Source organism: Amycolatopsis sp. MtRt-6, from assembly GCF_017308975.1.
Classification (GTDB): domain Bacteria; phylum Actinomycetota; class Actinomycetes; order Mycobacteriales; family Pseudonocardiaceae; genus Amycolatopsis.
The window spans coordinates 74,234-96,715 of sequence record NZ_JADWPD010000016.1 but is presented as its reverse complement, the minus strand read 5'-3'; the positions used below and the strand labels follow the sequence as shown (position 1 = coordinate 96,715).

Annotated in this window: 25 protein-coding genes; 14 read left to right on the top strand and 11 right to left on the bottom strand. The window is 71.9% G+C overall.

Annotation, left to right across the window (positions count from 1 at the left end; genetic code table 11):
• Nucleotides 1–67 precede the first annotated feature (67 nt).
• Entirely contained in the window at nucleotides 68–769 is a 702-nt protein-coding gene (locus I4Q55_RS25935) for an SDR family NAD(P)-dependent oxidoreductase (RefSeq protein WP_307793314.1), read from the top strand.
• Here the strand turns inward: I4Q55_RS25935 and I4Q55_RS25930 are convergent.
• Nucleotides 766–2,046, bottom strand: coding sequence for a 6-phospho-beta-glucosidase (locus tag I4Q55_RS25930; protein ID WP_206791208.1), 1,281 nt, complete (start codon nucleotides 2,044–2,046; stop codon nucleotides 766–768). The two genes, I4Q55_RS25935 and I4Q55_RS25930, sit on opposite strands and share 4 nt — an antisense overlap.
• A 117-nt stretch (nucleotides 2,047–2,163) precedes the next feature.
• On the opposite strand from I4Q55_RS25930, the gene I4Q55_RS25925 reads away from it, so the two are divergent.
• Nucleotides 2,164–3,189, top strand: a complete 1,026-nt coding sequence (locus I4Q55_RS25925; protein WP_206791207.1) for a carbohydrate kinase family protein — start codon at nucleotides 2,164–2,166, stop codon at nucleotides 3,187–3,189.
• Nucleotides 3,190–3,210: 21 nt separating this feature from the next.
• Here the strand turns inward: I4Q55_RS25925 and I4Q55_RS25920 are convergent, their stop codons facing one another.
• Nucleotides 3,211–4,065, bottom strand: coding sequence for an alpha/beta fold hydrolase (locus tag I4Q55_RS25920; protein ID WP_206791206.1), 855 nt, complete (start codon nucleotides 4,063–4,065; stop codon nucleotides 3,211–3,213).
• 99 nt (nucleotides 4,066–4,164) lie between these two features.
• On the opposite strand from I4Q55_RS25920, the gene I4Q55_RS25915 reads away from it, so the two are divergent.
• Nucleotides 4,165–4,719 carry an ABATE domain-containing protein gene (locus tag I4Q55_RS25915; protein WP_206791205.1) on the top strand — a complete coding sequence of 185 codons (555 nt, stop codon included), beginning with the start codon at nucleotides 4,165–4,167 and terminating at the stop codon, nucleotides 4,717–4,719.
• Nucleotides 4,720–4,931: 212 nt separating this feature from the next.
• Here the strand turns inward: I4Q55_RS25915 and I4Q55_RS25910 are convergent, their stop codons facing one another.
• The 4 genes from I4Q55_RS25910 to I4Q55_RS25895 all read right to left on the bottom strand — a co-directional run bounded on the left by I4Q55_RS25910 (nucleotide 4,932) and on the right by I4Q55_RS25895 (nucleotide 8,620).
• Nucleotides 4,932–5,681 (bottom strand): SDR family NAD(P)-dependent oxidoreductase, encoded by a 750-nt coding sequence (locus tag I4Q55_RS25910; protein WP_206791204.1) that lies wholly within the window; start codon nucleotides 5,679–5,681, stop codon nucleotides 4,932–4,934.
• A 65-nt stretch (nucleotides 5,682–5,746) separates the two neighbouring features.
• Nucleotides 5,747–6,574, bottom strand: a complete 828-nt coding sequence (locus I4Q55_RS25905) for a hypothetical protein (protein ID WP_206791203.1) — start codon at nucleotides 6,572–6,574, stop codon at nucleotides 5,747–5,749.
• A gap of 29 nt (nucleotides 6,575–6,603) precedes the next feature.
• Nucleotides 6,604–7,803: a cytochrome P450 gene (locus tag I4Q55_RS25900; protein ID WP_206791202.1), complete on the bottom strand. Its 1,200-nt coding sequence runs from the start codon at nucleotides 7,801–7,803 to the stop codon at nucleotides 6,604–6,606.
• 88 nt (nucleotides 7,804–7,891) lie between these two features.
• Nucleotides 7,892–8,620 (bottom strand): SDR family oxidoreductase, encoded by a 729-nt coding sequence (locus tag I4Q55_RS25895; RefSeq protein ID WP_206791200.1) that lies wholly within the window; start codon nucleotides 8,618–8,620, stop codon nucleotides 7,892–7,894.
• A gap of 147 nt (nucleotides 8,621–8,767) precedes the next feature.
• On the opposite strand from I4Q55_RS25895, the gene I4Q55_RS25890 reads away from it, so the two are divergent.
• Entirely contained in the window at nucleotides 8,768–9,391 is a 624-nt protein-coding gene (locus tag I4Q55_RS25890) for a cyclopropane-fatty-acyl-phospholipid synthase family protein (protein ID WP_206791197.1), read from the top strand.
• 57 nt (nucleotides 9,392–9,448) lie between these two features.
• Here I4Q55_RS25890 and I4Q55_RS25885 read toward each other — a convergent pair whose 3' ends face one another.
• Nucleotides 9,449–10,465, bottom strand: a complete 1,017-nt coding sequence (locus tag I4Q55_RS25885) for a S1 family peptidase (protein WP_206791195.1) — start codon at nucleotides 10,463–10,465, stop codon at nucleotides 9,449–9,451.
• Between the two features lie 132 nt (nucleotides 10,466–10,597).
• A complete protein-coding gene (locus I4Q55_RS25880; protein WP_206791193.1) occupies nucleotides 10,598–10,894 on the bottom strand; it encodes a GNAT family N-acetyltransferase in 297 nt (98 codons plus the stop codon).
• A 197-nt stretch (nucleotides 10,895–11,091) separates the two neighbouring features.
• Between I4Q55_RS25880 and I4Q55_RS25875 the strand changes: the two genes are divergently transcribed.
• From I4Q55_RS25875 to I4Q55_RS25860, 4 genes are read left to right on the top strand one after another with little or no spacing between them, the layout of a single operon-like run.
• Entirely contained in the window at nucleotides 11,092–13,212 is a 2,121-nt protein-coding gene (locus I4Q55_RS25875; protein WP_206791355.1) for a germacradienol/geosmin synthase, read from the top strand.
• A 58-nt stretch (nucleotides 13,213–13,270) separates the two neighbouring features.
• Nucleotides 13,271–13,501 carry a glutaredoxin domain-containing protein gene (locus I4Q55_RS25870; RefSeq protein ID WP_206791192.1) on the top strand — a complete coding sequence of 77 codons (231 nt, stop codon included), beginning with the start codon at nucleotides 13,271–13,273 and terminating at the stop codon, nucleotides 13,499–13,501.
• Nucleotides 13,498–13,728 carry a ferrous iron transport protein A gene (locus I4Q55_RS25865; protein ID WP_206791191.1) on the top strand — a complete coding sequence of 77 codons (231 nt, stop codon included), beginning with the start codon at nucleotides 13,498–13,500 and terminating at the stop codon, nucleotides 13,726–13,728. The genes I4Q55_RS25870 and I4Q55_RS25865 overlap by 4 nt, the downstream gene beginning before the upstream one ends.
• 10 nt (nucleotides 13,729–13,738) lie before the next feature.
• Nucleotides 13,739–14,479, top strand: coding sequence for a methyltransferase domain-containing protein (locus I4Q55_RS25860; protein ID WP_206791190.1), 741 nt, complete (start codon nucleotides 13,739–13,741; stop codon nucleotides 14,477–14,479).
• On the opposite strand, the gene I4Q55_RS25855 is transcribed toward I4Q55_RS25860, so the two are convergent.
• Nucleotides 14,457–15,257: a TetR/AcrR family transcriptional regulator gene (locus tag I4Q55_RS25855; protein ID WP_206791189.1), complete on the bottom strand. Its 801-nt coding sequence runs from the start codon at nucleotides 15,255–15,257 to the stop codon at nucleotides 14,457–14,459. The two genes, I4Q55_RS25860 and I4Q55_RS25855, sit on opposite strands and share 23 nt — an antisense overlap.
• Before the next feature lie 76 nt (nucleotides 15,258–15,333).
• Here I4Q55_RS25855 and I4Q55_RS25850 point away from each other — a divergent pair, with 76 nt between their 5' ends.
• The 4 genes from I4Q55_RS25850 to I4Q55_RS25835 are packed head-to-tail and all read left to right on the top strand — an operon-like array spanning nucleotide 15,334 to nucleotide 19,781.
• Nucleotides 15,334–17,607 (top strand): excinuclease ABC subunit UvrA, encoded by a 2,274-nt coding sequence (locus I4Q55_RS25850; RefSeq protein ID WP_206791188.1) that lies wholly within the window; start codon nucleotides 15,334–15,336, stop codon nucleotides 17,605–17,607.
• On the top strand, nucleotides 17,604–18,419 hold the full coding sequence (locus I4Q55_RS25845; protein ID WP_206791187.1) for a siderophore-interacting protein: 816 nt from the start codon (nucleotides 17,604–17,606) through the stop codon (nucleotides 18,417–18,419). The genes I4Q55_RS25850 and I4Q55_RS25845 overlap by 4 nt, the downstream gene beginning before the upstream one ends.
• Nucleotides 18,404–19,276, top strand: a complete 873-nt coding sequence (locus tag I4Q55_RS25840; protein WP_206791186.1) for a phosphotransferase family protein — start codon at nucleotides 18,404–18,406, stop codon at nucleotides 19,274–19,276. The genes I4Q55_RS25845 and I4Q55_RS25840 overlap by 16 nt, the downstream gene beginning before the upstream one ends.
• 19 nt (nucleotides 19,277–19,295) lie before the next feature.
• Nucleotides 19,296–19,781: an N-acetyltransferase gene (locus I4Q55_RS25835; RefSeq protein WP_206791185.1), complete on the top strand. Its 486-nt coding sequence runs from the start codon at nucleotides 19,296–19,298 to the stop codon at nucleotides 19,779–19,781.
• Here I4Q55_RS25835 and I4Q55_RS25830 read toward each other — a convergent pair.
• The gene (locus I4Q55_RS25830; protein WP_206791184.1) at nucleotides 19,774–20,376 is read right to left on the bottom strand and encodes a TetR/AcrR family transcriptional regulator; all 603 of its coding nucleotides are present in this window, start codon (nucleotides 20,374–20,376) and stop codon (nucleotides 19,774–19,776) included. The two genes, I4Q55_RS25835 and I4Q55_RS25830, sit on opposite strands and share 8 nt — an antisense overlap.
• 82 nt (nucleotides 20,377–20,458) lie before the next feature.
• Complete coding sequence (locus I4Q55_RS25825) at nucleotides 20,459–21,163, bottom strand: SDR family oxidoreductase (protein WP_206791183.1); 705 nt, start codon at nucleotides 21,161–21,163, stop codon at nucleotides 20,459–20,461.
• Nucleotides 21,164–21,264: 101 nt separating this feature from the next.
• Between I4Q55_RS25825 and I4Q55_RS25820 the strand changes: the two genes are divergently transcribed.
• Nucleotides 21,265–21,750 (top strand): helix-turn-helix domain-containing protein, encoded by a 486-nt coding sequence (locus I4Q55_RS25820; RefSeq protein WP_206791182.1) that lies wholly within the window; start codon nucleotides 21,265–21,267, stop codon nucleotides 21,748–21,750.
• Between the two features lie 115 nt (nucleotides 21,751–21,865).
• Nucleotides 21,866–22,417, top strand: coding sequence for a snapalysin family zinc-dependent metalloprotease (locus I4Q55_RS25815; protein ID WP_206791181.1), 552 nt, complete (start codon nucleotides 21,866–21,868; stop codon nucleotides 22,415–22,417).
• Nucleotides 22,418–22,482 lie beyond the last annotated feature (65 nt).

The following is a 22,482-nucleotide window of genomic DNA, read 5'->3' as shown; positions in this document are numbered from 1 at the left end:
TGACGCCGTCCTCACTTTATGGCTAACTTGAGGAAACACTCAAGTTGAGGAGGTTGCCTTGCCGAAAGTGCTCGCCGTCCTGGGCGTCGGTCCCGGGCTCGGCCTGTCGGTCGCCCACCGGTTCGGCCGCGAAGGGTTCACGACGGCGCTGGTTTCCCGCAGCGACGCCCGCCACGCGGACTACCGCACGTCGCTGTCCGGCGTCCACGCCCTCACCTACACGGCCGATGTCACCGACGAATCCCGGCTCCGCGACGTGCTCGTCCGCATCACGGCCGATGCCGGGGAAATCGACACGGTGTACTTCGGGCCGGCCGACGCCACCGGCGGTCCCGGCCTCACGCCCCTCACCGAAGCCGGCGCCGGCACCCTGCGCGCGTCGTTCGACGCGGTCGTCGCCCCGGCGGCGAGGCTGGTCGAGGCCGTGCTGCCGGGCATGCTGGCGCGCGGCTCGGGTTCGCTGCTGTTCGCCGGCGGCCTGAGCGGCAAGTACCCGATGCCGATGCTCGGCAGCCTGGCCCCGGCGTCGGCGGCGCTGCGGATGTACGTGCTCACGCTGCACGCGGCCCTGCGGGAAACCGGTGTCCACGCCGGGCTCCTGACCATCGGCGGCCTGATCGAGCGCGGCGACATCCACCGCGCCTTCACCGCGCAGGACCACGGCTTCGACGTGGGCACGCTCGATCCCGACGACATCGCCGGCAAGGCCTGGGAGCTCTACACCGCGCGGGAAGCCGAAGCGGAGTTCAACGCGATGGCCACGGTCTAGCCGAGGTAGGCGAGTTCCGGGTGCGCGGCGACGTAGGCGTCGAGCAGCCGCCGGGCGACCGGCACCGAGCCGACGAGCGGGTGCAGCGCGAACGCCCTCAGCGCCGCGGCCCGCGAACCCGTCGTCGCCGCTTCGAGCACCGCCCGTTCGACGGCCTTGACCGTCGTCACCAGGCCCAGCGCGTAGTCGGGCAGGGGTGCGGCGGCGAGCGGGCGGGCGCCGCCGGCGCCGACCTCGCACGGCACTTCGACGACCGCGTCCCCGGGCACGCCGGGGAGCGCGGAACCGTTGCGGACGTTGAGGATCAGCGTCGTACGCTCGTCGTGGGCGAGGGCGCGCATCAAGGCCAGCGCGACCTTCTCGTAGCCGCCGCCCTCGAGATCGTCTCGCTCGCCTTCGCGCGTTTCGGCCATGTACGTCGCTTCGCGCTCCAAGCGCGTGCGCTCCCACGACGCCAGGGAGGGCGCAGCGTAGAAATCGCGTTGCTGCTCCAGCAGGAACGCCCCGCGCGACTCCGGACCGGCCGCCTCACGGGCGAAATAGTAGTAGTGCAGGTATTCGTTGGGGATCGCACCGAGCGTGCGCAGCCACCCGGCGCCGAAGAGCTTGCCCTCCTCGAACGACTCGCACGCGTCCGGGTCGGCGAGCAGCCGCGGCAGGACGTCCTCGCCGCCGACGCGGACCGAGCGCAGCCACCCCAGGTGGTTGAGCCCCGCGTAGCCGAACTTCCCCGCCGCCGCGTCGATCCCGAGGGCCCGGGCGACGCGGCGGCACAGCCCGGCCGGCGAGTCGCAGATGCCGATCACCCGGCCGCCGAGGTGCGCGGCCATCGCCTCGGTGACCAGCCCGGCGGGGTTGGTGAAGTTGATGACCCACGCGCGCGGCGCCACCTCGCCGGCCAGCCGCGCGAGGGCGACGGCGACCGGAACCGTCCGCAGCCCGTAGGCGATCCCGCCCGCGCCCACCGTCTCCTGGCCCAGCACGCCTTCCGCGTGCGCGATCTGTTCGTCCAGCCGCCGTCCGCGCAGCCCGCCGACGCGGATGGCGGAGAACACGAAATCCACATCGGACAGTGCGGTGCGCAGATCGGTGGTGGTGCGCACGCGCGGCGCCGCCGCGGCCCCGGCGGCCTGCTCGGCCAGGACCCGTTCGATCGCCGCGAGCCGCCCGGCGTCGACGTCGTGCAGAACGAGCTCGGTGACCCCGCCGCCGTCGAGCAGCGCGCCGTGCACCAGCGGCACGCGGAACCCGCCGCCGCCGAGGATCGCCAGCCTCATCCGGCGACCCTAGCAGCCGGATTCACGCTATCCGTGGCCGAAAGGGCCCAGCTCTTGCGATTCTCGCGCCGCTGACGCAGGCTCGGGCCACCGTTGCGTGATCCCCTGGAGGCGCCCGTGCCGGCTGAGCCCGCACCCGACATCGATGTCTTCCTGTCCGGCTTGTTGTTCTTCGACCTGGTGTTCACCGGGCTCGAACACCCGCCGGCCCCGGGCACGGAGGTGTGGACGGGCGGCATGGGCTCGGGGCCGGGCGGGATCGCGAACTTCGCGGTCGCGCTGAGCCGCCTCGGCCTGCGGACGTCGCTGGCGGCGGCGTTCGGCACCGACGTCTACGGGCGCTACTGCTGGGACGTGCTGGGCGGGCAGGAGCACATCGACCTGTCGCGGTCGCGGCGGTTCCCGGAGTGGCATTCGCCGGTGACGGTCTCGCTGGCCTACGCCGGCGACCGCGCGATGGTCACCCACGGCCACCCGCCGCCCGTCCCGGTCGCGGAGCTCGCCGGTTCGCCGCCGCCGAGCCGGGCGACGGTGGCCCACATCGGACTCGACACGGCCGAGTGGGTGCACACGGCGCACCAGGCGGGCAGCCTCGTGTTCGCCGACGTCGGCTGGGATCCGTCGGAGGCCTGGTCGCCCGCGCTGCTGGAGCAGCTGGCGTGCTGCCACGCGTTCCTGCCGAACGAGATCGAGGCAATGCGCTACACCCGCACGGACACCCCGGAAGCGGCACTGGCCACGCTCGCGGAGCTGGTCCCGATCGCGGTGATCACCCGCGGCGGCGACGGCGTGCTGGCGGTGGACGGGACGACCGGCGAGACGGCGGCAGTCCCGGCCCTCCCGGTGGACGTCCTGGACGCCACGGGCGCGGGCGACGTGTTCGGCGCGGGCTTCGTGGCCGCGACGCTGACGGGCTGGCCGCTGGTGGAGCGGCTGCGGTTCGCGTGCCTGACGGCGAGCCTGTCGGTCCAGCACTTCGGCGGCGCGCTGGCGGCACCGGGCTGGCACGAGATCGCCCAGTGGCACGCGCGAACCCGCAGCCCGGAGTACGCGTTCCTGGACGAGGTCCTGCCGGCGGAGACGGTGGCGGGCATCCGCCGCGGCCCGGTGACCCTCGGCTTCGGCGACGACGGCTGGCGCTGACCCCGCCGACGCCCGGCGCGGTCAGCCCGGCAGCACGCGCCCGAGGAAACCCCGGATGTACCCGGCGATCGCGTCCAGGTGCGTCTCTAGTGCGAAATGGCCGGAATCGAGCAGGTGGATTTCGGCGTCGGGCAGGTCGCGGGCGTAGGCACGGGCACCGTCGGCGACGAAGATTTCGTCGTTGCCGCCCCAGACGGCCAGCAGCGGCACCTGACTGGCGCGGAAGTACTCGTGGAACTTCGGGTACAGGCCGATGTTGTGGTGGTAGTCCGCGAGCAGCGCCTGCTGGATCGCCGCGGCGCCGGGCCGGTCCAGCAAGGCCTGGTCGTGGATCCAGACGTCCGGGCTGACCAGCGACGGGTCGGGCACGCCGTCGAGGTACTGCGCCTTGGTCGCTTCGAGGGTGACCACGCCGTTCAGGTCCTCCTCGGTCAGGGTGCCGGCGGCCAGCTTCTGCGTCAGCCCGGCGCCCAGGCCGTCGACGTAGGCGTTGCCGTTCTGCGTGACGATCGCGGTCACCCGGCCGGGGTGCGCGGCCGCGATGCGCAGGCCCACGGGCGCGCCGAAGTCCTGGATGTAGAGCGCGAAGCGGCCGAGGCCGATCTGGTCGAGCAGGCCGAGCGTGAGGTCGGCGAGCGCGTCGAAGGTGTAGGTGAACTCGCCGGCCGGCGGCGCGTCGGACGCGCCCGCGCCGAGGTAGTCCGGCGCGACGACGTGGTAGCGGTCGGCCAGTGCCGGGATGAGGTGGCGGAACATGTGCGAGCTCGTCGGGAAGCCGTGGAGCAGCACGATCGTGGGTGCGTCGGCGGGGCCGGCCTCCCGGTAGAACAGCCGGTGCCCGGCGACGGTGGCGTAGCGGTGGTGGACGGTGACCATGGCGGTCTCCTCTCATGGTTATTCTTATAGTTATCCATGAGACGACGTAGGCTGTCAACGGTCAGGGGAAACTGGGGGAACGAACTTCGGGAGGCGGACATGGTCACGACGGCACCCGGCGAAGACCGCGTACCGGCGTTGGCGCTGGTCAACACCCGGCGCGTGGCGGCGGACGACCTCGCCACCCCCGCCGCGGCCGCGGACTGGCTGCGGGGGCACGGGCTGGCGGCGGACGTCACCGACGCGGCCGCGCTGAGCCGCCTGACGGACCTCCGGGCGGCGGTCCGCGAGCTGCTGGCGGCGCTGGCCGAGGGCCGCGCCCCGGAGGCGGCGGTCGTGGAGACGGTGAACGCGGCGGCCCGCGCTGACGGCGCCGCACTGGCTTTGACCTGGCGCGACGGGCCGTCGAGCGCGTGGCACAGCACCCGGCCGGGCACCCTCGACGCGGCGGTGGCGGCCCTGGCGCGCAACGCGATCGAGGTGGTCAGCGGCGAGTTCGGCCCGCTGATCCGCCCGTGCGAGGCCCACGGCTGCATCCGGTACTTCCTGCGCGAGCACGCCCGCCGCCGCTGGTGTTCGACCACCTGCGGCGACCGGGTACGCGCGGCCCGGCACCAGCGGCTGGTGGTGGAGCAGCGCGAAGGGTCCCGCTGAGATCCTGGCCCGCTTCCCGCGGCGGGTCCGCCTGCCCGCCCGCCGAAGCGCCCCAATGTGGCCTTCGGTGCATCCAACGCACCCAATGTGGCCTTCGGTGCGCCCAACGCACCCAATGTGGCCTTCGGTGCGTTGAGCGCAACCAAGGCCACATTGGGGCGCTCGTGAGCCGTCCGGAGCGGCGCGGGCCCGCGCTCCCCGCGGCAGAACAGCTAGTCGACCAGGGCGCCGCAGCTGACGTTGACCGTCGCCGCCGTCATTGCGGCCGCCCGGTCCGAGGCGACGAACGCCGCCACCGCGCCGACGTCGGCCAGGGTCGCCGCGCGGCCGAGCATGGTCTTGCCCGCGATGCTCTCCTCGATCTCCGCCCGGCCCGGGATCTCCGCCGGGAGCGTCTCCGGGATGCCGCCCGTCCGGAGCGTCACCGTGCGGATCCCGTGCGGGCCGAGCTCGGCGGCGAGCTGGCGGCGCATCGCCTCGAGCGCGTGGAACGCCACCTGCAGCCCGCCGACCGCGAACTCGCGCACCGGATCACCCTCGCCCCCGAAGAACAGGATCGCGCCGGGCCGGCCGTGGGCGATCATCCGCCGGGCCGCCGCGCGGGCGGTCAGGAACTGGGTGCGCACGGCCGTCACCACCGGGCGTTCGTAGTCCGCGAGGGTCATGTCCACCAGCGGCGTGCCCTGGACGTCGCCGTGGCCGATGAGGTTGAACGAGACGTCGATCGTGCCCACGGCCGCGGCGTGCTCGTCCACCGCCCGCTCGTCGAGGGCGTCGACCTCCGCCGTCTCGGCGTGGCCGCCCGCCGCGCGGATGCGGCCCGCCAGCTCGTCGAGACGCGCCGGGGTGCGGCCGGCGAGGAACACCCGCGCGCCTTCCCCGGCGAAGGCGGTGGCGACGGCCGTGCCGATCCGCCCCGCGGCGCCGTAGATGATCGCGTTCTTGCCGGCGAGCAACGTCATGGAGTCCTCCGATGTCCGGGTGCGTTCACCGGTGCGTCGAACGACCGCGCCCGGAATCGACACACTCAGGGCCGCGGGACACCCACCGGGTTCGGCACGGTGACCAGGCCGCTGTCGACGATCGCCCGGCTCAGCGGCACCGCCAGCGCCAGCAGCCGCTCGACGTCGGGACCCAGCGCGGCCACCGGCGCCGCCGCGAGCCGGTCCGTGTCGTCCTCGATCCGGCGGCGCAGCTCGCGGCCGGCGACGGTCAGGCCGCCGCCGGCGTCGAGGATTCCGCGGGCCCGCAACCGGTCCGCGGCGGCGTCCCACTCCGCGTCCGGCCAGCCGCGGTGGGGCTGGATGTCCGCCCGGCTGATCACGCCGTCACCGATGTGGGTGAGGGTGGTCTCCAAGCCGCCCAACCCGGCGTGGACCGCGGCCAGGACGTGGCCGTCGCCGCGGTGCTCACGCAGGATGGTCGCCGCCAGCCACAGCCGGGCCAGGGGATCTTCCGGCGCCGGCACGGCCGCCCACGCCGCGGCGAGCGGACGGCCGTCGAACGCGCACGCGTCCACCGCCCGCCACAGGAGCGCGCTCAGTTCCGAGACGTCACCGGCAACTCGGCCGAGCGCCGCCGAAACGGCAGCGAGCCGCGAGCGGAGAACGGCGTCGGGCGCGGCGAACGACCAGGCGTCCGGCAACGCCCGCGCGACCATCGACGGCGCGAAGCCGAACAGCACCGCCGTCGCCGGCCCGGGACCGATCGGGCCCAGCGGCGCCAGCCGCCCCGCGAAGTAGCCCATCCAGTAACCACGCAGGCCGGCCGCCTTCGCCGCTTCGGCCGTCTCGGGCGCGAAGTAGACGACGGCGTGCAGTGGCTCCACGGCCGCCCAGAGACGACGAGCTGTCATGGCACTCCTCACAAGGTCAGCCCGCATTTTCACCCCCAGGCGACCGGCAGCTCTCGCACCCCGTACACGAGCGTGTTGTGCTTGAACCTCAGCTCCTCCCGTGCCACGGCCACCCGCAAATCCGGTACCCGCCGGAACAATCCCGTCAACGCCTCCTGCAGCTCCACCCGCGCCAGCTGCTGCCCCACGCACTGGTGCGCCCCGAAGCCGAACGCAACGTGCGTCCGCGGCGACTCGCGATCGAAATCGAGCTTGTCCGCTCCCGAAAACACCGTCTCGTCGCGGTTGGCCGAGTTCAACGCCGCCACCAGCCACTCCCCGGCGCGGACCGAGCGGGAGCCGACCTGGACGTCCGAAGTCGCGTAGCGCAGGACGCCCCACTGCACCACCGACAGGTACCTCAGCAGTTCCTCCACCGCGCGCTCCGGCTCGGCCAGCACGATGTCACGCTGGTCCGGGTGCTCCAGCAGCACCAACGTGCTCAACGCGATCATGTTGGCCGTCGTCTCGTGGCCGGCCACCAGGAGGCTCAGCCCGAGGACGACGAGCTCCTCCATTGTGAGCGGGTCGGACGCACCGCCGGAAATGAGCCTGCTGAACAGGTCATCCTGCGGATTCCGCTGCTTCGCCGTGAACAAGTCGCCCAGATAACCAGAAAGCGCGTCGTACGCCTGCTCGCCTTCCTCGCGCGTCGCGTCCGTGCTCACCAGCGTCGCGCTGTGCTGCTGGAATCGCGAACGGTCGGCGTACGGAACGCCGAGCAGCTCGCAGATCACCAGCGACGGGATCGGCAACGCGAAGTCCTGCACCAGATCGGCCGGCGCCCCCTTCGCCAGCATCGCGTCGAGGTGGCTTTCCACCAGCCCCTGGACGTACCAGCGCAACGCCTCCACGCGCCGCACGGTGAACTCCGCGATCACCTTCTTCCGCAGCCGGGAATGCGCCGCGCCGTCGAGCTGGATGATCGAGCCCGGGCTGACTTCCTCGTCGAGGTCCGCGTTCGGGTTCATGTGCACCGAGGACGCGCCGCGCGAGCTCATCGTGCGGTCGGCGAGCACGGCGCGGACGTCGGCGTACCGCGTCACCAGCCACGCGTCCATGCCCGCCGGGCAGCGCACCTTCGACGTCGGCGCGGTTTCCCTGAGGGCGGCGTAGTTCCCGGGCGGGTCGAACGGGCAGCCGGCCGGCCGGGTCGTCGGGAGGGCCGGGGTTGCGGGTGCGGCCGTCACGGCGGATCACCTCTCTCTTCCGGTGGTCTCTGACCCTTCCACCATGGAGACGACGGCGGCCGCGCGCCGCAGTTGCGACCCGGTTGGCCTAGCGGGCGCCGTACGCGCCGCCGTTCACGTGGACGACCTGGCCCGTGAGGTGCGCGGCTTCCGGCGCCGCCAGGAACCGCACGGTGCCGGCGATTTCCTCCGGCCGGCCGGCGCGCCCGTTGAGCGCCACCGAAAGCCGCTCCGCCAGCCATTCTTCGGTCAGCGTGCCGTGGAAGAACTCCGTGTCGAGGACGACGCCCGGCGCGACGACGTTGGCCGTCCCCGCCGCGCCCAGCTGCCGCGCGAGGTCGGTGTTCCACGCCTCGATCGCCGCCTTCGCCGCGCCATACGAACCTGAGCCCTGCTTCGCCGCGATGGAGCCGAGAGTCACGACGCGCACGTTGTCCGCGAAGCGCGGCTTCAGCGCCGCGGTGACGAGCACGGCGGAAAGCACGTTGGCCTCGAAGTTCGCCTGCCACGCGTCGGCGAGGCCCTTCAGGTCGCCGGCCGCGGGCGCCTCCCGGACGCGATCGGTGTTGCCGCCGGCGTTGTTGACCAGGACGTCCACCCGCGCCGGCAGGTCCACCAGCGCCGCCTGCACCGCGGCCGGGTCGCTCGCGTCGAAGGCCACCGCCCGGGCACCGATCTTTTCCGCCGCCGCTTCGAGGACGTCCGCGCGCCGCCCGGTGACGGTCACCCGCTCGCCCGCCGCCGCGAACCGGGCGGCGATCGCCAGCCCGATGCCGGTGCCGCCTCCGGTGACCACGATTTCCCGCTGTTCGCTCATGCCGCCATCTTCGCCGAGGAGCCCGGCGCCCCACCGGGTTTTCCCGCCGAGCGGCACACGATCGACCACAGTTGCCAAACCGGCAACAGGGTTTGCCTTCGCGGGGACGTTGTCCGCATGCTCGGAGGACGTCCTTGAGGAGGAACCATGTCCCACGACCACCCGATGACCGTCGACGCCATGCTCAAGCAGGACTTCTGGGAAGCGCTGTACCAGCGTGACGAGCACCGGATCTGGAGCGGGAACGTCAACGCCAACCTGCGCACCGAGGTCGAAGGCCTCAAACCCGGGCACGCCCTCGACCTCGGCAGCGGCGAAGGCGGCGACGCGATCTGGCTGGCCAAGCAGGGCTGGACGGTCGACGGTGTCGACATCTCGACCACCGCGCTCGCCCGCGCCGAGGAAGCCGGCGCCGAGGCGGGCGTGACGGTGAACTGGCTGCACCGCAACATCCTCGAGTGGCGGCCGGAAGCGCGGTACGACCTGGTTTCGGCGCAGTACATGCACCTGCCACCGGACCTGCGCCGCGACGTCTTCACGGCGGCCGCGGCGGCGATCCGGCCGGGTGGCTCGCTGCTGGTCGTCGGGCACTCGCCGAAGGCCATGCGGCAGTTCGACGGCCAGAAGCCGCCGGAGGAGCTGTACTTCGAGCCCGAGGAGATCACCGGCTACCTCGGCGACCCGTGGAAGTGGGTGGTCGAGACCTGCGAGACGCGCGGCGAGGGCCACCACATCGACGCCGTGTACCGGGCGCGGCGGCTCGAAGCCTGACGCACCGAGGGCCCGCTCACCTCCCCCGACGGAAGTGAGCGGCCCTCCACCCCAGGATCAGGCGAGCTGGAGGCCGTAAGCCTGCAACTCGAGGGTGAGCGGGTAGAAGTAGCTCGTCTGGGTGTCGCCGCCGGACAGCGTGCCGAGGCCCTTCGAGCCGTCGTACGCCGGGCCGCCGGAGTCGCCGTGGTCGGTGTGCGCGGTGGTGCCGAACTCGTGGTTGAGCACGCCGACGTCGAAGTTGACCGACTCGTCGACCGAGGTCACCTCACCACTGCCGCCGCCGGTGGTCGAGCCCTGCTTCTGCATCTGCTCGCCCACGGTCGGCGTCGCCGCGCTGGTGATCTTCTGGCCGGTGTTGATTTCGCCGGGCCCGGTGCCGTTCGGGCGGGTCAGCAGGCCGGAGTCGGCGCCGGGGCAGTCGCTTTCGACGACCTGCGCGCCGGAGACGTCGCCGCCGGACCAGGTGCCGCCGAGGTTGGTGCAGTGGCCCGCGGTGAGCAGGAACGGCGAGCCGCCGCGCGTCACGTTGAAGCCGAGCGAGCAGCGGCCCTGACTGTTCTGGATCGCGTCGCCGTCCTTGATGTACAGCTCCAGCTTGCCGGTGCGGTGCTCGACGCGGACGGCGTCGCCGTACTTCGCGGCGGCCGCGGAGACCTTGTCGGCGGTCACCTTGCTGGCCGCGTCGTAGACCTTCACCACGACCTGGTTGGTCCTGGTGTCGATGCCCCACGCGGTCTGCGGCACGTTCTTCACCGCGTCCAGCTGGTTCTTGACACCGGTCAGCGCGGCGAAGGTGTGCTTGACCTTCTTCGCGGTGAAGCCGGCGGCCTGCACCTGCCGCATCGCGGCGTCGTCGACGACGTTCACGACGGCCGTGCCGTGCTCGAGGTAGATGCCGCCGGAAGCGGCGCCGAGGGCGTTCGCCACCTGGGTGGCGCCGGAGATGGCGTTGGCCTGCAGTTCGGCGAAGGCCAGCGGGGACGCGGTGGCCGCCGACGAGCACACGCCCGCCGTCAGCGCGGCGGCCGACAGGACGGCGAAGGTCTTCAGGGCGGTCTTCCGGGGAGTCATCAACTTCCTCCAGGTTTGCCGGTTCGAAGTCTGCGCGGCTCACTTTCGTTGCCAAGCAACCAACGCACCACCGACGAAGGTTGGTTAATAACCAATCGAACCGGACATACCCCGCAGACCGCCCCGAACGACCTACTCGCGCGGCCGGCGGACGTGGTCCTCGTAGCCGGGGTTCTTCGCCAGGTACCCGGCGATGAACGGGCAGACCGGCACGATCGTCCCGCCACGGGCGACGACGTCGTCGAGCGCGCCCGCGGCCAGGACCTTGCCCAGCCCCTGGCCGGAGAACGCGTCGTCGATCTCGGTGTGGGTGAACACCGTGAGTTCGCCGCGCCGGTCGTACTGCGCGATCCCGGCCAGCTTCTCCCCCGCCCACAGCTCGTAGCGGCTCTCGTCCGGGTTGTCGACCACCCGGTTTTCGTCGGTCATCGGCTCTCCTCTCGCAATACCCCATCGTGCGACGGCCCGCCACCGCGTGCCGATCGGGCCGGGCCCGTCGCTGGGCCGGCCGGGGGAAGCGCCCGTCCCGTTCGTGTGCTTCGCGGCTGTTCCCCTTGGCGGACACCGCGACCGGCTGGTTGCCTCGCGGGGTGCCCGATCAGCCGTTCGTCCTCCCCGAGTTCTACATGCCCCACCCGGCGCGCCTGAACCCGCACCTGGACCGGGCGCGCGAGCACAGCAAGGCGTGGGCGCGCGAGTTCGACATGATCGACGTGCCGCAGCACGGCACGGTGATCTGGACCGAGCACGACCTCGACTCCCATGACTACGCGCTGCTCTGCGCCTACACCCACCCCGACGCCGGCGCCGGGGAGCTCGACCTCATCACCGACTGGTACGTCTGGGTCTTCTACTTCGACGACCACTTCCTCGAGCTGTACAAGCGCACCGGCGACATCGGCAACGCCCGCACGTACCTCGACCGCCTCGAGCTGTTCATGCCCGTCGACGGCGAAATCACCGCGACCCCGGAAAACCCGGTCGAGCGCGGCCTCGCCGACCTGTGGACCCGGACGGTCCCGCACCGCTCGGCGGGCTGGCGGCGCCGGTTCGCCGGAAGCACGAAGGCACTGCTCGACGAATCGCTGTGGGAACTGGCGAACATCAACGAAGGCCGGCTCGCCAACCCGATCGAGTACGTCGAGATGCGGCGGAAGGTCGGCGGCGCACCGTGGTCGGCGAACCTGGTCGAGCACTCGGTGCACGCCGAGGTGCCCGACGAGATCGCCGCGTCCCGCCCGATGGAGGTCCTGCGCGACTGCTTCGCCGACAGCGTCCACCTCCGCAACGACCTGTTCTCCTACCAGCGCGAGGTGCGGGACGAGGGCGAGCTGTCCAACGGCGTGCTCGTGTTCGAGAAATTCCTCGGGCTCAGCACGCAGCAGGCGGCCGACGCGGTCAACGACCTGATCACCTCGCGGCTGCACCAGTTCGAGCACACCGCGCTCACCGAGGTGCCCGCGCTGTTCGCCGACCACTGCGTCGACCCGGCCGCGCGCGCGGCGACGTTCGCCTACGTCAAGGGCCTGCAGGACTGGCAGTCCGGCGGGCACGAATGGCACCTGCGGTCCAGCCGGTACATGAACGAAGGCGCCGTGTCCGGCACTCCCGGCTTCGGCACCTCCGCCGCACGGATCTTCGCGTCGGTCATCGACACCGCGCCGCAACGGCTGCGGGCCTACAGCTCGACGCCGTTCTCCGCGGCCGGCGTGCCGCGCCCGGCACTCGACCTGCCGGGGCCGCCGCGGCTCAGCCCGCACCTCGCCGAGGCCCGCGCCCGCAACGTCGACTGGGCGCGGCGCACGGGCCTCCTCGACGGCGTGGTGTGGGACGAGCGGAAGCTGCGCGCCGCCGACCTGCCGCTGTGCGCGGCGGGCATCCACCCGGACGCGACGGCCGACGCCCTCGACGTCACGAGCGGCTGGCTCACCTGGCGCACCTACGCCGACGACCACTACCCCCTCGTGTTCGGCGCGACCCGCGACCTCGCGGGCGCGAAGGCGGCCAACTTCCGCCTGCCGGCGTTCATGCCGGCGGACGGCGCGCCGATGCCCACGCCGACGACACCGCTGGAAGCGGGCCTGGCCGACCTCTGGCCGCGCACCACGGCGGAGCGCCGGCCCGCCGTGCGCCGGGCGGTCGAGGCGATGACGTCGAGCTGGCTCTGGGAGCTGGCGAACCAGGCGCAGAACCGCATCCCCGACCCGATCGACTACGTCGAGATGCGGCGCCGGACGTTCGGCGCCGACCTCACGATGAGCCTCGCGCGCGACCGCTCCCTGCCGCCGGAGCTGCACCGCACGCGCCCGGTGCAGACGCTCGAGCACGCGGCGGCGGACGTCGCGAGCCTCGCCAACGACCTCTACTCCTACCGCAAGGAGATCCGGTACGAAGGCGAGCTGCACAACGCGGTGCTGGTGGTGCGGAACTTCCTGGACTGCCCGGAGGACCGCGCGTCCGAGGTGGTGACCGACCTGATCCACGCCCGCCTGGCGGAGTTCGACCACGTGGCGGCGACCGAGCTGCCTGCCCTGTACCGCGACGAAGCCACCGAGGAGACGCTGCTCGGCTTCGTCCGGGAACTGCGCGACTGGCTGGCCGGGATCGTGCACTGGCACGAGAACACCGGCCGCTACACGGAGCCCGAGCTGGGCTACCACCCGATGGCGGCTCCAGTCTTCGGCGGGCCCACCGGCATCGGGACGTCGTCGCTGCGCATCTCGGCCCTGCTCCCCGCGGGTCACTGAACGGCGCTGCCCCGGCGGAGGCGATACTCGGGGTCCACCCGGTAGCGGAGGGAGTCCCGTGAAGCTGACGGTCTACGGCGCGAGCTGGTGCCCGGACGTGAAGCGCAGCCGCGCACTGCTCGACCGCGAAGGCGTCGAATACGCCTACGTGGACGTCGAGGCCGACGCGGACGCCGAGCGCCGCGTCCGCGAGCTGCAGGACGGCGCCCGCCGGATCCCGACCATCGTCTGGGACGACGGCTCGTTCCTGGTCGAGCCGTCCGACGAAGAGCTGAGCGCGCGCCTGTGAAGCTGCTGCGCGAGCTGCCGCTCGGCACGCGCGTCGTGGTGCGCTACCGCATCGACGACGGCTTCACCGACGCGCTCGGCAACCTCGTCGCCCGTGACGAGACGACGTGCACGGTCGAGACCCGGCGCGGCCCGGTCGTGGTGGCGTTCGACGCGGTCGCGCTCGCCAAACCGGTCCCTCCCCCGCCGGTCCGGAAATCGGGTGGCGGGCCGCCGCCCGCTTTGTGACGATCGAGGCATGTTCGACGACCTGGTGGCCGAGGCTTCGGCAGTTCCGGTCGACGGCTGGGACTTCTCCTGGCTCGACGGCCGCGCCACCGAGGCCCGTCCTTCGTGGGGCTACCAACGGCTGCTGGGCACCCGGCTCGGCGGCGTGCGGGCAGCCCTCGACCTGGAAACCGGCGGCGGCGAAGTCCTCGACGGCTGCCCGGCCCTGCCGCCGGTCATGATCGCGACCGAGTCGTGGCCGCCGAACATCGCGCGCGCCGCGGCCCGGCTCCGGCCACGCGGGGCCGAGATCGTGGCCACCGCGGGCTTCCCCTTCCGCGACAGCGTGTTCGACCTGGTCTCCAGCCGCCACCCGGTGACGACGGACTGGCACGAGATCGCCCGCGTCCTGCGTCCCGGCGGAACGTACTTCTCCCAGCAGGTCGGCCCGGCGAGTGTGTTCGAGCTGGTCGAGTTCTTCCTCGGCCCCCAACCCGAGGACGCGCGCAACAGCCGTCACCCGGACCACGCCGTGGCGGCGGCCACCCGCGCGGGCCTGGAGGTGGTGGACCTGCGCGCGGAGTCGCTGCGCACCGAGTTCTTCGACATCGGCGCGGTGGTCTACTTCCTGCGCAAGGTGATCTGGATGGTCCCGGACTTCACGGTCGAACGGTACCGGGACAAGCTGCGCGAGTTGCACGAGCGCATCGAGCACGACGGCCCGTTCGCCGCCCGCACGACCCGGTTCCTCATCGAGGCCCGGAAGCCTTGACGATCGCCGCCTCGACGCCGTCGAGCAGCAGTTCCAAGCCCGCCTCGAACGACAGCCGGGCCTCGCGCTCCAGGTAGGGCTCCTCGGAGCCGGACGCCTCGTACTCGCCCTCCTCCCCGAGCCGGGCCACCGTCGGGAACCGCGCCGGCAGGTCCGGGGCCAGCTCGCCGAGCAACGCCGACCGCGCGTACCACCAGTCCTCTTCGGACTGTCCCGTCTCCCGGGTGGCCTGCCGCGACTCCGCCGCCGCCTGGACCGAGCCGCGGACGACGTTGAACAGCGCCGCCACCACCCACCGGACGCGGGACAGCGGCAACCCGGTCGACGCCAGGACGGACAGCAGTGTCTCCTGCACGTGGAACTCCCCCGGCCCGAGCACCGGCCGCGCCGGCGAGACCTGCAGCAGCCACGGGTGCCGCAGGTGCAGGTCCCACAGCGCGCCGGCCAGCTCCAACGCGGCCGGCCGCCAGCCATCGGCAGCCGAGAACGACGACGGCAGTTCGCCCAGGGTCCGGTCGTACATCAGGTCGACCAGCTCGGTCTTGCCCGGCACGTACGTGTACAGCGCCATCGCCGTGCGGCCGAGCCGCTCGCCGACCGAGCGCATCGACAGCGCCGCCATGCCCTCGGCGTCCGCGATCTCGATCGCCGCGCCGACGATCGCCTCGACGGACAGGCCCGGCTTGGGGCCCGGGCCGGTGCGCGGCGCCACCACGCGCGGCCCCCACAGCAGCTCCATGGACCGCCGGGCGTCGCCCTGACCCGCGAAGACGACCACCTTGCCGACTCCTTACACCCTAAAGTATTGTACGATCGATAATCACTTTACAGCCTAAAGTATCAAGAAGGACGGTATGACTTCACCCAGGCGGGCCGCCGACACCCACGACGTGATCGAGGTCCGGGGGGCCCGGGAGAACAACCTGACCGGCATCGACCTGGACATCCCGAAGCGCCGGCTCACGGTGTTCACGGGCGTCTCCGGCTCCGGCAAGTCGTCCCTGGTCTTCGGCACCATCGCGGCCGAGTCCCAGCGGCTGATCAACGAGACCTACAGCGCGTTCCTCCAGTCGTTCATGCCGAGCCTGTCGCGCCCGGACGTCGACCTGCTGGAGAACCTCAGCGCGGCCATCGTCGTCGACCAGGAGCGGATGGGCGCCAACTCGCGCTCGACGGTCGGCACCGCGACCGACGCCTACGCCATGCTGCGGATCGCCTTCTCGCGGCTCGGCGAACCACACGTCGGCACGTCCGGCGCGTTCAGCTTCAACCTGCCCGAGGGCATGTGCCCGGCCTGCGAAGGCCTCGGCCGGGTGTCCGACCTCGACGTCGACGCCCTGCTGGACTTCGACCTCTCCCTCAACGAAGGCGCGATCCAGGTGCCGGGCTTCACGCCGGACACCTGGTACGTGCAGACCTACCTCTCCTCCGGCTTCTACGACCCCGACGCCAAGATCCGCGACTTCACGCCACAGCAGCTCGACGACCTGCTGCACAAGGACTCCTGCAAGGTGAAGGTCGGCAAGACCAACGTCACCTACGAAGGCCTCGCCGTGAAGGTCCGGCGGCTCTACCTGCACAAGGACGTCGAGTCCCTGCAGCCGAAGCTGCGGGCGTTCATCGAGAAGGCGGCGACGTTCAAGACGTGCGGCGAGTGCGGTGGCGCCCGGCTCAACCAGGCCGCGCTGTCGGCCAAGATCGAGGGCCGGAACATCGCCGACTGCGCGGCCATGCAGATCAGCGACCTCGCCGAGTTCGTGCGGCACCTCGACGCGCCGTCGATCCGGCCGCTGCTGGGCAACCTGCGCGACACCCTCGACTCGCTGGTCGAGATCGGCCTCGGCTACCTCTCCCTCGACCGCGAATCCGCGACGCTCTCGGGTGGCGAGGCGCAGCGCGTGAAGATGGTGCGCCACCTCGGGTCCAGCCTCACCGACGTCACCTACGTCTTCGACGAGCCGACCGTCGGGCTGCACCCGCACGACATCGAGCGGATGAACAACCTGCTGCTCTGCCTGCGGGACAAGGGGAACACGATCCTGGTCGTCGAGCACAAGCCGGAGACGATCCGGATCGCCGACCACGTCGTCGACCTCGGCCCCGGCGCGGGTGCCGCGGGCGGGCGGCTCTGCTACACCGGCAGCGTCGACGGCCTGCGCGCGTCCGGCACGCTCACCGGCCGGCACCTCGACCACCGGGTCACGCTGCGCTCCCAGGTACGCCAACCCACCGGGCACGTCTCGATCACCCGGGCCAAGCTGCACAACCTGCGTGACGTCAGTGTCGACGTCCCGCTCGGCGTGCTGACCGTGGTCACCGGGGTGGCCGGCTCCGGGAAGTCGTCGCTGATCCACGGCTCCCTGGCCCACCGCGACGACGTCGTCGTGGTCGACCAGTCGGCGATCCGCGGGTCCCGCCGGTCCAACCCGGCGACCTACACCGGCCTGCTCGACCCGATCCGCGCCGCCTTCGCCAAGGCCAACGGCGTCAAGGCCAGTCTGTTCAGCGCCAACTCCGAGGGCGCCTGCCCGAAGTGCAAGGGCCTCGGCGTGATCTACACGGACCTGGCGATGATGGCCGGGGTCGCGTCGGTCTGCGAAGAGTGCGAGGGCAGGCGGTTCACGCCGAAGGTGCTCACCTTCGAGCTGCGGGGCAAGAACATCAGCGAGGTCCTGGCGATGTCCGTCGCCGAGGCGCGCGAGTTCTTCACCGGCGGCAACGCGCGGACGGTGCTCGACCGCCTCGCCGACGTCGGCCTCGGCTACCTCACGCTCGGACAGCCGCTGACCACGCTGTCCGGCGGCGAGCGGCAGCGGCTCAAGCTGGCGATCCGGATGGCCGAACGCGGGTCGACCTACATCCTCGACGAGCCGACGACCGGGCTGCACCTGGCCGACGTCGACCAGCTGCTGGCGTTGCTCGACCGGATCGTCGACGCGGGCAACACGGTGATCGTCATCGAGCACCACCAGGCCGTGATGGCCCACGCCGACTGGCTGATCGACCTCGGGCCGGGCGCCGGCCACGACGGCGGCCGGGTCGTCTTCGAAGGCACACCGGCCGCGCTCGTCGCGGATGCCTCGACGTTGACCGCCCGTCACCTGCGCGAATACCTGGGGAAGCCGTGAAACCGACCGGTCTGCTCGAAGTGACGGCGGTGCGGCGGGTGACGCCGCGAGTGGTGCGCGTGACCTTCACCGGCGACGGGCTCGATTCCCTCGAGTCGTGGCCCGACCAGCAGCTCAAGCTGCTGTTCCCGCCACCGGGACGGGCGGTGCGGCTACCGTCGGCCGACGACGACGTCATGCGCTGGTACCAGGCGTACCTGGCGATTCCGGAGGACGAACGCCCGGTGATGCGCAGCTACACGGTGCGCGCGCGGGACGGCGACACGATCGACGTCGACTTCGTGCTGCACTCCGGTCCGGCGGGGCCGGCCACCGCGTGGGCAGCCCGGGCGGCCGTGGGTGACGTCCTCGGCCGGTACGGCCCGGACCCGGCGTACCGGCGTCCGCTGTCCACAGCGGACACCCTGCTGTGCGCGGGCGACGAGACGGCGATCCCGGCCATCGCGTCGATTCTGTCCGAAGTGGACAACGCGCTGGTGTTCATCGAGGTCGCGGACGCGGCGGAGGAGCAGCCGCTGCCCGGCGAGGTGCGCTGGCTGCACCGGGACGGCGCCGAGCACGGCAGCCCGCTCCTGGCGGCGGTGCGCGGCGCGACGCTGCCCGAAGGGCCGGCGGCGTGGCTGGCGGGCGAAGCGGGCATGGTGCGTTCGCTGCGAAGGCACCTTGTCGGCGAGCGCGGCCTGGCCAAGAGCGCCGTCGAGTTCACGGGGTACTGGCGCCGCAGCCTGACCCAGGACGACGCCCCGACGCCGGAGGATCTGGCCGACGCGGCGGAAAAGCTGGAAGACTCGGCCGCATGGAAGGGGAGCTGACGGCAGCGGGCATCGACCCGGCCGCGGTGGTGACGGCCGAGGACCTCGGCGGCGGGACGTACAACCGGGCGGTCCGGGTGCGGCTGGCGGACGGACGGCGGCTGGTGCTCAAGATCGCGCCGTCCGGCCCCGGCCTCACGTACGAACACGACCTGCTGGCGACGGAGGCGGAGTACTACCGGCTGGCGTCCGGGCCGCTCCCGTCGGTGGTGGGGGCGGGGCCGGGGTTCCTGCTGATGACGGAGGTGCCGGGCGAGCCGTGGAACCGCACGCCCGGCACCGGCCCGCACCTGCGTGCCGAGCTGGGCGCGATCGTGGCCGGCTTGCACGAGACGACCGGCACCGGGTTCGGCTACCTCCAGGACCCCCTGCACCCGACGTGGTTTTCGGCGTTTAGCGCGATGGTGGACGCGATCCTGGCCGACGCCGTCCGGTATCGCGTGCGCCTGCCGCGCCCGGCGGCGGAGATCGCCCACCTGGTACGCCGCCACGAGCCCCTGCTGGAGCTGGTGAAAACACCGGTCCTGGTCCACTTCGACCTGTGGGACGGCAACATCCTCCTGGACGGCGGCCGGGTGTCGGGCATCATCGACGCCGAGCGAGCGTTCTGGGGCGACCCGGTGGCGGAGTTCGTCTCACTGACGTTGTTCCACGACTTGGACGCGCCCCTGCTGGAGGGCTACGGCACGGGAGGCTTCGACGCACCCGCCCGGCGACGGCTGACATTGTACCGGGTGTACCTGGGATTGATCATGCTGGCGGAGATGGTCCCGCGGCAGGACACGGACACGAACCGGGAGCGGTTCGTGTCGGCCTGGCTGGCGAAGAACCTGGACGCGGCCCAGCGGGCGCTGTGAACGGGGGTAGCGTGCCGCCGTGCGCACCGAAATCGTGGTTCCCCTGCTCATCCGCGACCTCACCGAGGCCGACCTGCCCCACTGCGACTGGTCCGGCTCCCGCCTGCACCTCGAGCACGTCGCCCGGGAGCTCCGCCGGGACGACGCCGACTACCTCGTCGCGTGCGTGGCGAAGTCGGGGTTCCCCATCGGCAAAGGACTGATCGACTACGGAAAGACCGCCGGCGCCGGCACCATCGGGCAGCTGGCCGTGCACCCCGCCCTGCAGTCGTGCGGCATCGGCACCGCGCTGCTGCTGGCCGCCGAGGAGCGGATCCGAGCGCTGGGGCTGGCCCACGCCGAACTCGGCGTCGAAGTCGAGAACCCGCGTGCCCGCGCGTTGTACAAGCGGCTCGGCTACGTCGCCTACGGCACCGAACCCGACGGCTGGGACGAAGTCGCTCCCGACGGCTCGATCCGCCGCTACGAGACCACCTGCACCCTCATGCGCAAGCCGCTCACTTGAACACGAGCGAAACCAGCTCGTCCACGAACGGCTCCACCAGCTCCGCCCCGGAGCGGTTCAGGGCACTGTGGAACAGCGCGACCCGCCCGTGCGCACCGACGAACACCACCGCCGCCGCGCGGCCCGGGGTCACGCGCAGCTCGTGGCCCGCCTCGACGCAGCGCTCGAAGCCCGCCGTCAGCCGGTCGATCACGTCCAGGAGCGGGCCCGTCGGCCGGGTGCCGGGCGCCAGGTCGGACGCGCCGTTCGCCAGCATCAACCGGTAATGGCCCGGGTTCTCCATCGCGAACGCGCAGTACGCGTGAATCTGCGCCCGGACGCGGCCGACCACGTCCGTTTCGCCGATTGACTCCTCCGCCGCGCGCATCGAATCCCGCAGCCGGGCGTATTCGTGGTCGAGTAATCCGCGGACCAATTCCGCACGATCGGAGAAATGCTGGTAGATGCTCGCCGGGGCGATGCCGACGGCGCGGGCGACGCCGCGGATCGTCAGCCCGTCCTCGCCCCCGAGCTCGGCCAGCAACCGGCCGGCCGCGGCCAGGATCTCGCCGCGCAACCGTTCGCCTTCGCCCCAGCGGTTTCTCGTCCGACCCATTCCCGCTTCGACGCGTTCGACCACCCGCCTATTCATACGCCCGCGGCGGACAGCGCTGTATTCCGGGGTACGGAAAACGCCTTCAGGAAACCAGCGCGGGGTACAGCGCGGGTAGGTCGGCGGCGAGCCCGGCCCGCACGTTCCGGCTGACGTCGTCGGCGAGCACCTCGAAGCGCCCTTCCGCGACACCGTCCAGCGCCAGCCCCGCCACGACGGCCGGGTCGCTCTTCGGGCCGTCGACGCCCTTGGCCATGTCGGTGTCCATGTACCCGACGTGCAGCGCCGTCACCTGCGTCTGCTGCGGTGCCAGCTCCAGGCGCAGCGCGTTGGTCAGCGACCAGGCCGCCGACTTCGCCGCCGAGTAGGCCGCCACCTGCGGCGCGGTGAACCAGGAAAGCACCGACAGCACGTTGAGCACCGCGCCGCCGCCGTTGCGCCCGAGGACCGGCGCGAACTCGCGCGTCACGGCGAGGGTGCCGAAGTAGTGCGTGTCCATCTCCAGCCGGATGTCCTCGAGGGACCCACCCAGCAGCGACGCCCCGGTCGACGAACCGGCGTTGTTCACCAGCAGCGTGACGTCGCCCGCGGCGGCCACGGCGGAACGGATCGACGCCGGATCGGTGACGTCCAGCCGCAGCGGGACCACCCCCGGCAGGTCGATCGACTCCGGATTCCGCGCAGCCGCGTACACCTTGGCAGCGCCGCGCTCCACAAGCGCCTCCGCGAAGCGACGGCCGAGTCCCCGGTTCGCCCCGGTGACCAGTGCCACCGCACCCGTGATGTCCATGACGAGCTCCTCTCGCACCTGGCTTGCTCGTTGCAAGCTAGCTACGGCCGACCCTACGGCGTAAACTTGCTCCGAGCAAGTCAGGTCGAAGGGATCACACGATGAGCCGTCGCATCACCTGGGCGGACGCCGCCTGCCCGATCGCCCGCGCCGCCGACGTCCTCGGCGAGCCGTGGACGCTGCTGATCCTGCGCAACGCCACCGCGGGCACCACCCGCTTCGAGGACTTCCGCAGCCAGCTCGGCATCGCCGACAACGTGCTGACCACCCGGCTGGCCAAGCTCGTCGACCGCGGCCTGCTGACGAAGCTCCCCTACCGCGACGGCGGCCGCACCCGGCACGAGTACCGCCTCACCCGGGCCGGCTCGGACGCCCTGCCGGTCCTGCACGCCCTCGGCACCTGGGGACACGCCCACACTTCCTCGGAAGCCGGGCCGACGACACTGGTCCACACGCGCTGCGGGCAGCCCACCCGGCCCGGCGCGAAGTGCGACAGCTGCGGGAAACCCCTGGCCAGGGGCGACCTGGCGTGGCGCGGGTCCTGGCTCGGCGAGGACGAGATCCCCTTGGCGAATCCGGTCAACTGAGCCGAACGGCCCCAAGCCGGTACGAAAGTCGGGTCACAAACGCCGGGCGATTCCGTAAGTTCGACACCCAGCGCGCGCATACCTGGCAAATTCCCCACGGCAAGGAGTCGTCCCGATGTCCCGGAAATACCTGCTGCCCGGCGCCGCCGCACTGGCGATGATCGTGACCCCGCTGACCGCCGCCCCGGCCCTCGCGGCCCCGGAAGCGGCCACGATCGTCTACTACGACACCTCGGGAGCACCCAGCTTCCGCTCGGTGATCAACGCGGGCGCGGCCAACTGGAACGCGAAGGTGTCGAACGTCAAGCTCCAGGAACGTTCCTCGGGCGCGTCGCTGCGCTACACCGAGGGCAACGACCCGCGCGGCTCGTACGCCCAGACCGACGGCCACGGCAGCGGCACGATCTTCATCGACTACACCCAGGCCCAGCAGTACGACAAGACCCGCATCGCGGCCCACGAAACCGGCCACGCGCTGGGCCTGCCGGACCACTACGAAGGCCCGTGCTCGGAGCTGATGTCCGGCGGCGGCCCCGGCCCGTCGTGCACCAACGCGAACCCGAACGCCCAGGAAGCCGCCAAGGTGGAATCCCTGTGGGCCAACGGCTTCACCGGCGCCCGCAAGGCCCCGGTCCGCGTCTACGAAGTGACGATGCCGGTCAGGTGACGCCGAGCCGAAGCGCCCCAAGGCGGCCTTGGGTGCGTTCAACGCACCGAAGGCCACCTTGGGGC